Annotated in this window: 12 protein-coding genes; 7 read left to right on the top strand and 5 right to left on the bottom strand. The window is 69.0% G+C overall.

Features of this window, described 5'->3' with window-relative positions:
• Window positions 1-381, bottom strand: a 381-nt coding sequence (locus ACWDU1_RS20940; RefSeq protein WP_450000741.1) for an acyl-CoA dehydrogenase family protein, incomplete at its 3' end; no start/stop codon positions are given.
• Between the two features lie 90 nt (window positions 382-471).
• On the opposite strand from ACWDU1_RS20940, the gene ACWDU1_RS20935 reads away from it, so the two are divergent.
• The 5 genes from ACWDU1_RS20935 to ACWDU1_RS20915 all read left to right on the top strand — a co-directional run bounded on the left by ACWDU1_RS20935 (window position 472) and on the right by ACWDU1_RS20915 (window position 6251).
• Complete coding sequence (locus ACWDU1_RS20935; RefSeq protein WP_450000739.1) at window positions 472-2043, top strand: FadD3 family acyl-CoA ligase; 1572 nt, start codon at window positions 472-474, stop codon at window positions 2041-2043.
• Window positions 2040-2948: an enoyl-CoA hydratase gene (locus ACWDU1_RS20930; RefSeq protein ID WP_450000738.1), complete on the top strand. Its 909-nt coding sequence runs from the start codon at window positions 2040-2042 to the stop codon at window positions 2946-2948. The genes ACWDU1_RS20935 and ACWDU1_RS20930 overlap by 4 nt, the downstream gene beginning before the upstream one ends.
• Entirely contained in the window at window positions 2949-4088 is a 1140-nt protein-coding gene (locus ACWDU1_RS20925; protein WP_450000736.1) for an acyl-CoA dehydrogenase family protein, read from the top strand.
• Window positions 4085-5119, top strand: a complete 1035-nt coding sequence (locus ACWDU1_RS20920; RefSeq protein WP_450000734.1) for an acyl-CoA dehydrogenase family protein — start codon at window positions 4085-4087, stop codon at window positions 5117-5119. Before ACWDU1_RS20925 ends, ACWDU1_RS20920 begins: the two co-directional genes overlap by 4 nt.
• A gap of 79 nt (window positions 5120-5198) precedes the next feature.
• Entirely contained in the window at window positions 5199-6251 is a 1053-nt protein-coding gene (locus ACWDU1_RS20915) for an acyl-CoA dehydrogenase family protein (RefSeq protein WP_450000732.1), read from the top strand.
• An 11-nt stretch (window positions 6252-6262) separates the two neighbouring features.
• On the opposite strand, the gene ACWDU1_RS20910 is transcribed toward ACWDU1_RS20915, so the two are convergent.
• The gene (locus ACWDU1_RS20910; RefSeq protein WP_450000729.1) at window positions 6263-7105 is read right to left on the bottom strand and encodes a helix-turn-helix transcriptional regulator; all 843 of its coding nucleotides are present in this window, start codon (window positions 7103-7105) and stop codon (window positions 6263-6265) included.
• 100 nt (window positions 7106-7205) lie between these two features.
• On the opposite strand from ACWDU1_RS20910, the gene ACWDU1_RS20905 reads away from it, so the two are divergent.
• The gene (locus tag ACWDU1_RS20905) at window positions 7206-7961 is read left to right on the top strand and encodes an SDR family oxidoreductase (RefSeq protein WP_450000727.1); all 756 of its coding nucleotides are present in this window, start codon (window positions 7206-7208) and stop codon (window positions 7959-7961) included.
• Window positions 7962-8017: 56 nt separating this feature from the next.
• On the opposite strand, the gene ACWDU1_RS20900 is transcribed toward ACWDU1_RS20905, so the two are convergent.
• Window positions 8018-9442 (bottom strand): hypothetical protein, encoded by a 1425-nt coding sequence (locus ACWDU1_RS20900; RefSeq protein WP_450000726.1) that lies wholly within the window; start codon window positions 9440-9442, stop codon window positions 8018-8020.
• A 274-nt stretch (window positions 9443-9716) separates the two neighbouring features.
• Here ACWDU1_RS20900 and rsgA point away from each other — a divergent pair, with 274 nt between their 5' ends.
• A complete protein-coding gene (rsgA, locus tag ACWDU1_RS20895) occupies window positions 9717-10763 on the top strand; it encodes a ribosome small subunit-dependent GTPase A (protein WP_450000724.1) in 1047 nt (348 codons plus the stop codon).
• Between the two features lie 51 nt (window positions 10764-10814).
• Here rsgA and ACWDU1_RS20890 read toward each other — a convergent pair whose 3' ends face one another.
• Both ACWDU1_RS20890 and ACWDU1_RS20885 read right to left on the bottom strand, forming a co-directional pair.
• Complete coding sequence (locus ACWDU1_RS20890) at window positions 10815-11189, bottom strand: type II toxin-antitoxin system VapC family toxin (RefSeq protein WP_450000723.1); 375 nt, start codon at window positions 11187-11189, stop codon at window positions 10815-10817.
• Window positions 11186-11443, bottom strand: coding sequence for a type II toxin-antitoxin system Phd/YefM family antitoxin (locus ACWDU1_RS20885; RefSeq protein WP_450000721.1), 258 nt, complete (start codon window positions 11441-11443; stop codon window positions 11186-11188). The genes ACWDU1_RS20890 and ACWDU1_RS20885 overlap by 4 nt, the downstream gene beginning before the upstream one ends.
• Window positions 11444-11713: the final 270 nt, after the last annotated feature.

The following is an 11713-nucleotide window of genomic DNA, read 5'->3' as shown; positions in this document are numbered from 1 at the left end:
ATGCGAGACCCGCGCGGGCGCGTTGGCCTTGGCATATTCCTCGTGGAAGATGATCTGCTGCCCGACGCTCGCGGCGCGGCCGCCGTATTCGACCGGCCAGCCCAGGCAGGTCCAGCCCGCCGCGGCCAGGGCGCGATCCCATTCGAGGCGTTCGTCGAACGCCTCGTGCTCGCGGCCGGGACCACCCAGTCCGCGCAATTCGCGGAATTCGCCGCTGAGCTGCTCATCGAGCCAGGCTCGGACCCGAGCGGCGAATTCGCCGTCGCTCAGGCCCGCGACGCTGGTCCGTTCGGCGGTAGCGCGCGTCCCGGCGGCCGGATCGGCCGATTGCCGCCCGCCGTCGCGACCGGTACCGGATTCTGAGGTCTGGATAGCACCCACGCCGGTAGGATAACCTACCAAGCACTTGCTTTGTAGACCGCAACTCGCAGACCGCGCACCGCCCACGGCCGCACGACATCGAGGACACCCGTGACAACCCCTGCGCACACACCGCCGACGGACCGCACCACTCCCCTGGCGTTGCATGCCGCCGCCCAGGCCTACGGCAGCGCCCCGGCGCTCGCCGACGGCCCGGTGCGGCTCGACTGGAATCAGCTGCTCGAACATGTCCAGGATGTGGCGCGGGCACTGATCGCCCGCGGTGTGCGGACCGGCGACCGGATCGCCATCTGGTCACCCAACACCCACCACTGGGTGCTCGCCGCGCTCGGCGCGCACTACGCGGGCGCGACACTGGTCCCGCTCAACACCCGCTACGTCGCCGACGAAGTGGTCGACGTGTTACAGCGGGTGGACGCGAAGGCCCTGTTCATCGCGGGAACCTTCCTCAAACGCGACCGCCTCGCCGAACTGCGCGCGGCCGCTCCGGCCCTGGCGATCGATACCGTCGTCGTCCTCCCGGTCGAGGGCGTCGAGGAACCCGGCGACGACGCCGCGACCTGGTCGGACTTCCTGCAGGGCGGCGCCGAGGTCACCCGGGAACAGGCCCGCGAACGGGCCGAGTCGATCGATCCCGAGGCCCTGTCGGACATCCTGTTCACCTCCGGTACCACCGGCCGCAGCAAAGGCGTGCTGATCGCGCACCGGCAGACCCTCTCCGCGGTCCGCGGCTGGACCGAATGCGCCACGCTGAACAGCGCCGACAACTACCTGATCGTCAACCCGTTCTTCCACAGCTTCGGCTACAAGGCCGGGATCATCGCCTGCCTGCTCACGGGCGCGACCATGGTGCCGCAGATCGTTTTCGACGTCCCCACCACCATGCGGCTCATCGATCAGGAGAAGATCACCGTCCTGCCCGGCCCGCCCACCATCTACCAGTCGATCCTGGACTTCCCGGATCGCGGCGAGTACCGGCTCGACGGCCTGCGGGTGGCGATCACCGGAGCCGCGCCGGTACCGGTGGTCCTGGTGGAGCGGATGCGTTCGGAACTGGATTTCGATGTCGTCCTCACCGCCTACGGCCTCTCCGAATCGACCGGCTTCGGCACCATGTGCCGGCCCGAAGACCCCGCCGAGACGATCTCGTCCTCCAGCGGCCGCCCGATGGCCGGATTCGAACTGCGACTCAGCGATGCCGGTGAGGTGCTGCTGCGCGGACCGAATGTCATGCTCGGCTATCTCGACGATCCGGAGAGCACCGCGAAAACCATCGACGCGGACGGATGGCTGCACACCGGCGATATCGGCGAGATCGACGACAACGGATACCTGAAGATCACCGACCGGCTGAAGGATATGTATGTCAGCGGCGGTTTCAACGTCTACCCAGCCGAGATCGAGCAGGCGCTGGCCCGGCTGGACGGAGTCGCCACCTCCGCGGTGATCGGCGTGCCCGACGAACGCATGGGCGAGGTCGGCAAGGCCTTCGTCGTACGCAAGCCGGGTGCGGCGCTCACCGAGGACCAGGTGTTCTCGTACGCGACCAAGGTACTGGCGAATTTCAAAGTGCCGCGTTTCGTCGAATTCCGCGACGAACTGCCCTACAACGCCGGCGGCAAAGTGCTCAAACGCCGTTTACGCGAGGAGAATTCGAAATGACCGAAAACGGTGCCGGAGGCGCCGGCGGGGGCGTCCCCCACGAACCGGACGTGGTGACCTACGAACGCCGGGGCGCGATCGCGGTGGTCACCCTGAACCGGCCGGACTACCGCAACGCCCAGAACTCCGTGATGACCTACGCGATCGACGCCGCGTTCGAACGGGCGGTCGAGGATCCCGAGGTCAAGGTCATCGTGCTGGCCGGAAACGGCAAACACTTCAGCGCCGGGCACGATCTGGGCACTCCGGGCCGCGACCATCATGTGAGATACGAGAACAAGGCCGCGCTGTGGTGGGACCATATCGACCGCCCGGGCGGTGATCAGCGCTTCGCCCGCGAGACCGAGGTCTACCTCGGCATGTGCCGCCGCTGGCGGGAGATACCGAAACCGACCATCGCCATGGTGCAGGGCGCCTGTATAGCGGGCGGGCTGATGCTGGCCTGGGTTTGCGACATGATCATCGCCTCCGACGACGCGTTCTTCTCCGATCCGGTGGTGCGCATGGGTATCCCGGGTGTCGAATACTTCGCCCATCCGTGGGTGATGGGTCCGCGCGCCGCGAAGGAATTCCTTTTCACGGGGGACCGTTTCGGCGCGGCGCAGGCCAAGGAATGGGGCATGGTCAACCGGGTCGTCCCGCGTGACGAACTGGAAGCCGAGACCATGTCGGTGGCGGAGAAGATCGCCACCATGCCGCAATTCGGTCTGGCACTGACGAAGAAGGCGATCAACCAGTCCGAGGACCTCATGGGTATGCGCGCGGGAATGGATTCGGCCTTCGGCCTGCACCATTTCGCGCACGCCCACAACGCCGAGGTCGGCGCGGATTCCCTGGGCGGCATGAACGCCAAATCGATGAAGGCGAGCGCGAGTTCGGCCGCCAAGAACGACGGGAAAGCCTGAATGGATCTCGATCTCGACGACAAAACACGGGAATTCCAGCAGGAAGTCCGTGAATTCCTGGCGGCGAACAAACCCGCCGAACCGCTGCCCTCGATGGACACCGCTGCGGGTTTCGAAGCACACCGCGAATGGGAGCGCACCCTCGCCGACGCCCGGCTCTCGGTCGTCTCCTGGGACCGGGAGTACGGCGGCCGCGCCGCGTCCCTGCTGGAATGGGTGCTGTTCGAACAGGAGTACTACGCGGCGGGCGCGCCCGGCCGGGTCAGCCAGAACGGTATCTTCCTGCTCGCCCCCACCCTCTTCGAGCACGGAACCCCCGAACAGCTCGAGCGGATCATGCCGCGGATGGCGCGGGCCGACGATATCTGGGCGCAGGCCTGGTCGGAGCCCGAGGCCGGCAGCGATCTCGCCGGTATCCGCTCGACCGCCCGCCGCACCGACGGCGGCTGGGTGCTGAGTGGCCAGAAGACCTGGAGTTCGCGGGCGGCCTTCGCGGACTGGGCGTTCGGCCTGTTCCGCAGCGATCCGGAGGCCGAACGGCACCGCGGGCTCACCTACCTGATGTTCCCGCTCACCGCCGAAGGCGTCACCGTGCGCCCGATCCCGCAACTGGACGGCGAACCCGGTTTCGCGGAGATCTTCCTCGACGATGTCTTCGTACCCGACAGCGATGTGATCGGCGCCCCGAACGAGGGCTGGCGGGTCGCGATGAGCACCTCCAGTAACGAACGCGGACTCTCGCTGCGCAGTCCCGGCCGGTTCAGCGCGACCGCGCAGCGGCTGGTGGACCTGTGGACCGAGCGCGGCGATACCGGCACCGCCGCCCGGGACGCCGTGGTGGACGCCTGGATCGGCAGCGAGGCCTACCGGCTGCACACCTTCGGCACGGTCACGCGGCTGAACGAGGGCGGCAAACTCGGCGCCGAATCGTCGATCACCAAGGTGTTCTGGTCCGAGCTGGATATCGCCATGCACGAAACCGGACTCGACCTGCTGGGCGCGGAAGCCGAACAGGAGAGCCGCTGGACCGACGGCTATCTGTTCTCACTGTCCGGCCCGATCTACGCCGGCACCAACGAAATCCAACGCAATATCATCGCCGAGCGGCTCCTCGGCCTACCCAGGGGAGGCGGCCGATGAAATTCGCGCTCAGCCCGGAGCATCAGGACTTCGGCGCCAGTATCCGCAAACTGTTCGAGTCCGGGAAGACCTCCGCCGCGATACGCGCGTGGAGCGGTGACGATCCGGCGGCCGGGCGCGCGCTGATCGAACAGCTCGCCGCCGCCGGCGCGTTCGGCCTGACCATCGACGAGGATTACGGCGGCCTCGGCGCCGAACCGCTCGACCAGGTGGTCGCGTTCGTCGAGATCGGCCGCGCCGCGGCGCCGGGTCCGCTGGTCGAATCGGCGGCCGCGATTCCGGCGCTGTTGCAGGCCCTGGCCGCCACCGACCCCGAACCCGCCCGGCGCTGGTTACCCGGTATCTCGGAGGGCACACTCACCGCGACCCTCGCCGTCGCCGGGCACAGCGGACGCGCGCTCGCCGTGGACGCCGACCGGGTCGATCTCGTCCTGCTGGCCGAGGGCGACCGGGTGAGCACCGCGCGGGCCGGCGAACGGATCCACTCGGTGGACCCGGCCCGCCGATTGTTCGCCGTCGAAGCCGAGGAAACTGTCGCGCAGGGCGCGCATGTCGTCGAGGCGATCGCGGCCGGGTTCGACGCCGCCGTGCTGGCGAACGCGGCACAGTTGCTGGGCGCGGGCAAAGCCCTGCTCGACGCGTCGACCGACTATGTGAAGCAGCGCAAACAGTTCGGGCGGCCGATCGGTGAGTTCCAGGCGATCAAACAGAAGCTGGCGGATGTGTTCATCGGCCTGGATCTCGCCGAACCGCTGCTGCACCGGGCCGCGCTGACCACCGGCACCGCCAACCGCACCCGCGATGTGTCCGCCGCCGCCGTCGCCTGCGCGGACGCCGCCTACCGGGCCGCCCGCACCGGCCTGCAGGTGCACGGCGCTATCGGCTACACCGCCGAATACGACCTGTCGTTGTGGCTGACCAGGGTCACCGCGCTGCGCACCGCCTGGGGCACCCCGGACCTGCATCGGGGGCGGGTGGCCGAGGCGTTGCGCGCCGGGACCGCGACGGATCCGTCCGGCGCGCTCACCTAGCGACTCCAGCGGGCAGCGGCGAGCACCGGACGGACGCGCTGCAACCGGTATCCGTCCGAGACGACCTACGGGAGAAGAGATGATCAGCGAGGAACAGCAGGAGCTGGTGTCGGCGGTCCGGGGACTGCTCGCCAAACGGGATGCGCGCGCCGGTATCCGCAAGGCCATGGACACCGACCTGGGCTACGACCCGCAGCTGTGGGCGCAGCTCTGCGAACAGGTCGGAGTCGCCGCGCTGGCGATCCCCGAGGAGTTCGGCGGGTTCGGGGCGGGTCTGCCCGAAGCCCTGCTGGTGGTCGGGGAACTCGGCCGGACGCTGGCCGATGTGCCGATGCTCGGCTCGGCGGTGCTCGGCGCACAGGCGATATTGCTCTCCGGCGACACCGAGGCCTGTGAACGGCTGCTGCCCGGGGTGGCCGAGGGCAGCGCCACCCTCGCCGTGTGCTGGGCCTCGGCCCGCGGCTGGGACGAGTTCGGTGTCCGCGCCGACGGCGACGCCCTCGACGGCACCGCGCACTACGTGCTGGACGGCACCATCGCCGACACCCTGATAGTGGTCACCGAAACCGGCCTTTTCGAGGTGGATCCCGCCGCGTCCGGAGTCGAACGCCGCAAGGTGGCGGCGATGGATCCGTCTCGTGCGCTGTCCGAGGTCGCCTTCACGGCCACCCCGGCCCGCCGGCTCGGCACCGGCGATCCGGGCCCGGTGATCGAACGGCTCCGGCAGATCGCCTGGGCCGCGGTGGCCGCCGAACAGGTGGGCGCCGCCGAGTACTGCCTGGAGGCCACGGTCGAATACACCAAGTCGCGGGTGCAGTTCGGCCGGGTCATCGGCAGCTTCCAGGCCCTCAAGCACCGGATGGCCGATATGTACGTCCTGGCCGAATCCGCGAAGTCGACGGCGCTCACCGCCGCCATCGCGCTCTCCGAGGACAGCCCGACCACCGCCGAGGACGTCTGGGTGGCCCGCAGCCAGTGCTCGGAGGCGTTCACCACGATCACCGCCGAAACCATCCAGCTGCACGGCGGCATCGCCATCACCTGGGAACACGACGCCCATCTGTACTTCAAGCGCGCCCACGGCGACGCGCAGTTGTTCGGTATCCCTCGCCGGCCGCTGGTCGACCACTGACGGCGTCCGGTTCAGGGCGTCGCGGCCGGTTCGACCGCTTCGGCTATTCGCCGGAATGCCGCGCCGGTAGGTGATTCGGGGCTCGCGCAGTACACGATGATCCGCTGGTCGGTATCGGGTATGTGGAGCACTTGGCATTCGAAGTCGAGCAGGCCCAGGTCCGGGTGGGGCACCTGCTTGCGGTGTGTGCGCCGCACCGCGACGTCCTGGGCCGCCCAGAGTTGCGCGAAGCGCGGCGCGGCCGCGAGCAGTTCGGTGACCAGACCACCGACCGCGGGATTTCCTGGATAGCGCGCGTAGGTGGCGCGCAGGTCGGCGACGGTACTCCGGGCGAACGACAGGGTCTCCTCGTCGTCCCATCGCGGATCGTCGGCCGCCTGCCGGAAGATCCAGCGCACCATATTCCGTTCGGACCCCGGCAGCCTGGCGAGGTCGCCGATGAAGGGAACGGCACACCGGTTCCAGGCGAGTACTTCGTATGCCGCGTCCACGATATAGGCGGGGAGCGGGACCATACCGTCGAGGATCGTGCGAACGGCCGAGGAGACGACCCGGTTCGGGCCGACGCTATCGGGTGCCCGGTAGCCGGCCGTCCGGTACAGGTAGGCCCGTTCGTCACCGGTGAGCATCAGCGCCCGGGCCAGGGCGCCGAGCACCTGTTGTGACGGCCGTGGCCCCCGCGCCTGCTCTATCCGCACGTAGTACTCCACCGAGATACCGGCCAGTTGCGCGACCTCCTGCCGGCGCAGCCCCGGGGTACGACGCCGCCCTGTCTCCGGGAGTCCGACATCCCGCGGACGCAGCTCGTCGCGCCGGGCGCGCAGGAACGCGGCGATATCGGTGGCCTCGGTCATCACTCCATTCTGGGGCGTTCCGGCGATCCCAGGGTGGTACAGCCGATACCACTTCCGGCCGGGCCTCCCGCTCGGGGGCCGTCGATGAAACCGTCTGCTCATGACGACAATCGCCTTGATCACCGGAGCCAACAAGGGCATCGGATTCGAAACCGCCCGCCTGCTCGCCGAACGGGGAGCAACCGTGCTGATCGGAGCCCGGGATACCGGCCGGGGCCGGGCGGCCGCGGAGAAACTGGCCGCGGGTGGCGGCGACGCCCGCTTCCTCCCTCTGGATGTGACCGATGCCGGTTCCGTCGCCGCTGCGGCGAGCCGGATCGACACCGACTTCGGGAGACTCGACGTTCTGGTGAACAACGCCGGCATACCGGGCCGCCTCGACGGCGACGGCACCCCGTCCGCGACCGCGCCGGACACATTGCGGGAAGTATTCGAGACCAATGTGTTCGGCCCCGTGGCGGTGACCAACGCGATGCTGCCGCTGCTGCGCCGGGCCGGGGCCGCCCGGATCGTCAACACCTCGAGCGAGGTCGGGTCGATGACCATGGCCGCCGATCCGGCCGGTCCGCTCTGGCCGATGGCAGCCATCACCTACCCCACCTCCAAGACCGCGCTGACGATGATCACGCTGATGTACGCGAAGGAACTGCGTGACACCCCGATCAAGGTGAACGCGGCCAACCCCGGCTACTGCGCCACGGATTTCAACGGCAACACCGGTTTCCGCACCGCGGCCCAGGGCGCCGAACCGATCGTGCACCTCGCGACGCTTCCCGCCGACGGACCGACGGGGCAGTTCTGGGGCTATCGCTGGGGTGCCGAGGACGGTATGGAGTACGGGCCCCTGCCATGGTGAGAACCGCGGGGCACGGGGCTCCTGCGAGCTTGCACGCAGGAGCGCGCTCGCCCCGTCTACCGGATGCGCATGATGCCGGTGATCGTGCCTTGCCAGAGTTCGCCGTTCGCGGTGGTGAGACCGGCCATCTGGAGGGTGTCGGCGACGATCGTGGCCGATATCGGGTGTTTCGCCTTCACCTCGCCGGTGGCGGCGTCGATCACGCCGTAGGCGTAGCCGTCGAGCGGGGTGGTGAGCCCGAGGCCGAGCCGGATGACGGTGTAGATATTGCCGTCGGCGAGCGACAGTTTGGGGACCGCGGCGCTGCGCACCTTGTTGTCCCACACCGTATGGCAGCCGCCCTGCGCGTCGATATCGACGCGGGTCATACCGCCGGTGAAGGGCGCGACGGCCGGTTCCGCCGGGCCCGCGTCGTCGGGCACCGTGGGGTACGGATATCCGTAGGTGCCGGCCACGAATACCGAGCGGCCGATGCCGATGGGCGAGTTCTCGCTGCCCGGGCCACCCTGGGCCAGGACGGGCCGATCGCAGACCAATTCACCGGTGCCCGAGCGGTATACCAGCAGGTGCACCCGGTCGGCGGCGTTGTCCACGATGGTCACGTACTCGGTGCCGTCACCGGGGCCGAAATACGTCGGGGTCGAGCCGGTGCCCCAGCTCAGCTGCCCGGGTTTGCGCGCCGGGCCGCGATCGTAGGGAGCGCGCCAGAGGACCTGTGGCGCACCGGAATCAGCGGCACGCAGTTCGTACAGGGCGTGGGTCGTCGCCACCGCGACACCGCCGGGCGCGGACGAGATACTGTTCGCCACCCGCTCGCCCGCCGGTAGCGGATGGGTGGCCACGGCCCCGCCGGGCGCGACCGTGCCGACCAGCCCGGCCCCGGTCGCGAACCAGACATTGCCCGCCCAGTCCGGCACCAGTCCGGTGACGGCGTCTCCGGCCGGTATGGCGCCGGTCAGATCGGTGGACTCGTCGACGACCAGGCTCCATGCCCCGTCGTGATCCGCGGTGTGCCCGATCCGCAGCAGCCTGCGTTCCCCGTCGACCACCACCAGCCGGTTCTCGTTGTCGAGATAGGCGTAGACACCGCCCAGCAGGCTGCCCCTGGTGAGGCCCAGCTTCGCCGCGGGCGCGCCGAGCGGACCTTTCGCCGGGTCGAACAAGTACACCGTGGGCGCCCGGTCGACGATGGCCGTGCACAGCGCGACGACCATCCCGTCCGACCCCTGCAGGATGGTCGGGCAGGCCGCGGCCAGCGGATCACCGGACGGCGTGACCCAGCCGGTCCCCGGGCCGGCCAGTGGTGTGACGTCGGAGGAGCCGGCATCGCCGTGCATGGTCGCGGAACCCAGGGGTCCCAGATACGAATTCGCGGGCCCCAGCGGACCCCAGCCGGGTGCAGCGCCGGAGGGAATCGCGTTCAGCACGAGGACGGCGGCGAGCGCCGGCAGCACTCGACCGGCCGACGAGAGGAAACCCATGGCGGGATGGTACTGGAACACGTTGCAGTACCAGCCCCGATCACCCGGGTTCGGCGGCGAGCACCGGCGCCCGGAAAAAGGATTGCGCCGCCGCCGGCTCCGTGCCAGAGTGGCGGCAACAGCGAGTCGTGAAGGAGGTGGAGAACGTGACGGTCGCCCGGATTGCCGTGGCGCGGCGAACCGCACCGGTTCGTACCGCCCCGTCGTTCTCCCTCTCGAACTCCACTCGCTGAGTCCGCCGGGCTCGGCGCCCGACGAAGGAATTCCTCCTCTCATGGTCGACTTCGACCCTCTCGTTCCCTACGGCTGGACAGCGGCCGTGGCCACGCGGTATCTCCCCCACCTCGAGGCCGGGTGTGTACCCGCCCGCATCGTCCGGATGGATCGCGGCGAATGCGATGTGGTGACCCCCACCGGCCCCGCCCGGGCCACCTGCCCGCGCGCGGATTCCGCGGTGAGCGGACTGTGCACCGGTGACTGGGTGAGCCTGGACGCGCGATCGCAGGTCCGGGCCCTGCTACCGCGCCGATCTGCGATCACCCGGTCGTCGGCGTCGGGCCGTTCCGAAAGCCAGATACTGGCGGCCAATGTCGACACCGTGCTCATCTGCACGGCCGCCGACGGTGATGTCGACCTCGGCCGGATCGAGCGCATGCTCGCGCTGGTCTGGGAAGGCGGGGCCCAGCCGGTCGTCGTCCTCACCAAGGCCGATGCCGCGGAACACCTACCGCTCGACGAGGTCCGCGCGGTGGCACCGGGGGCCACGGTCCTCGCGATCAGCGCGGAAACCGGCGCCGGTCTGGATGTGCTGACCGCGGTCCTGGACGGCACCGTCGCCCTGCTCGGCCCCTCGGGCGCGGGTAAGTCCACGCTGGCGAACGCTCTGCTGGGCGCGGATATCTTCGCGACGAACCAGGTACGCGCGGCCGACGGAAAAGGTCGTCACACCACGGTGCACCGGGAACTGCGCCCGCTGCCCGGCGGCGGCACCCTCATCGACACCCCCGGCCTGCGCGGGGTCGGGGTGTGGGATGCCGCGGAAGGTATCGGCCGGACGTTCAGCGATATCACCGAACTCGCGGCCCGCTGCCGGTTCGGCGACTGCTCGCACGACTCCGAACCGGGTTGTGCGGTACGCGAAGCGGTCGACGCGGAGATGATCTCCGCCCGCCGCCTCGACAACTACCGCAAACTGGCCCGGGAGAACGCGTGGATGGAAGCCCGCACAGATAAGCGCCTGCGGGCCGAACGCGAAAAGGTCTGGCGCGGTATCGCCAAGGAACAGCGTCGCATGTACCGGGACCGCGGCACCCGCCGCTGACCGGAGACCGGCTCGGCGAGCGAGTCCATGAGCACCCACCGGCCCCTGGTGTCAGACTGCGAGGATCGGCACTTCGTATTTCTGGCACCAGGGGTCTCTGGTCGCCAGCACCATACCTTCGACACCCGCCTGGGCGATCAGCATGCGATCGAAGGGATCGCGATGGATCAATGGAAGGCGGCCGGCGGCTATGGCATGCCGACCACTGATCGACAGGGCAGTGAAGCCGCTGTCGCGGACTCGCTCCGGAAGGTCGGGAGGCCCGCTCAACTTGCCGCCTGCGTGTTTGATCGTGACCTCCCATACCGTGGCGGCGCTGACGAAGACATCGGGGTCGTGGTCGAGCCGATCCTTGATGTCGTCCGAGAGATTCGGGTCGTCGGCCAGCCACCACAACACCACATGGGTGTCCAGCAACAAGCTCATCGCGAGATCCCGAAGTCGTCGGCTATCACGTTGTTGGTCTCTTCCGAATCCCAATCGGTTCCCAGTGTCAGCATGCCCTGCAGCGACCCCCGGCCGGTGCGATCGGCCCGCCGGACCAGTGGCACCACCTTGGCCACCGGTTGCCCGGCACGGCTGATCACTATCTCCTCACCGCGCTCGACTCGTTCCACGATGCGCGAGAGATTCGTCTTCGCCTCGTGGATGTTGAATTGCTCCGCCGCGTTGCCTGACATCTCAGCCTCCTTAGCTAAGATGTTAGTCCATATCGCGTCGCAGGTCACCGAGCAGACGGAACGCGATCGACCCCGGCCACCGGGCCGGGGTCGATTCGCAGGCATACGCGCCGAGCGCGGGTGGACGGGATCACTCCGGCACTTCGAGGACTCCCTCGTCGACCGCCCACTTGATGGTCTTCTGGAGGCGCTCGCAGGTATCGGGACGACCGGGCCGATAGCCGTTCGCGCTCAATTCCGCGAAGACCGGACACTGGTCGGCCGGGTTAC

The organism is Nocardia sp. NPDC003345, assembly GCF_053589395.1.
The sequence above is the reverse complement of the archived record's forward strand: the minus strand, read 5'-3'. Positions and strand labels throughout refer to the sequence as shown.

What these genes read in the sequence shown, in the direction of transcription:
- ACWDU1_RS20890 (WP_450000723.1), bottom strand. Translation starts at nt 11,189, where the DNA reads ATGAGCTTGTTGCTGGACACCCATGTGGTGTTGTGGTGGCTGGCCGAC.
- ACWDU1_RS20925 (WP_450000736.1), top strand. Translation starts at nt 2,949, where the DNA reads ATGGATCTCGATCTCGACGACAAAACACGGGAATTCCAGCAGGAAGTC.
- ACWDU1_RS20930 (WP_450000738.1), top strand. Translation starts at nt 2,040, where the DNA reads ATGACCGAAAACGGTGCCGGAGGCGCCGGCGGGGGCGTCCCCCACGAA.
- rsgA (WP_450000724.1), top strand. Translation starts at nt 9,717, where the DNA reads ATGGTCGACTTCGACCCTCTCGTTCCCTACGGCTGGACAGCGGCCGTG.
- ACWDU1_RS20910 (WP_450000729.1), bottom strand. Translation starts at nt 7,105, where the DNA reads ATGACCGAGGCCACCGATATCGCCGCGTTCCTGCGCGCCCGGCGCGAC.
- ACWDU1_RS20900 (WP_450000726.1), bottom strand. Translation starts at nt 9,442, where the DNA reads ATGGGTTTCCTCTCGTCGGCCGGTCGAGTGCTGCCGGCGCTCGCCGCC.
- ACWDU1_RS20915 (WP_450000732.1), top strand. Translation starts at nt 5,199, where the DNA reads ATGATCAGCGAGGAACAGCAGGAGCTGGTGTCGGCGGTCCGGGGACTG.
- ACWDU1_RS20885 (WP_450000721.1), bottom strand. Translation starts at nt 11,443, where the DNA reads ATGTCAGGCAACGCGGCGGAGCAATTCAACATCCACGAGGCGAAGACG.
- ACWDU1_RS20905 (WP_450000727.1), top strand. Translation starts at nt 7,206, where the DNA reads ATGACGACAATCGCCTTGATCACCGGAGCCAACAAGGGCATCGGATTC.
- ACWDU1_RS20920 (WP_450000734.1), top strand. Translation starts at nt 4,085, where the DNA reads ATGAAATTCGCGCTCAGCCCGGAGCATCAGGACTTCGGCGCCAGTATC.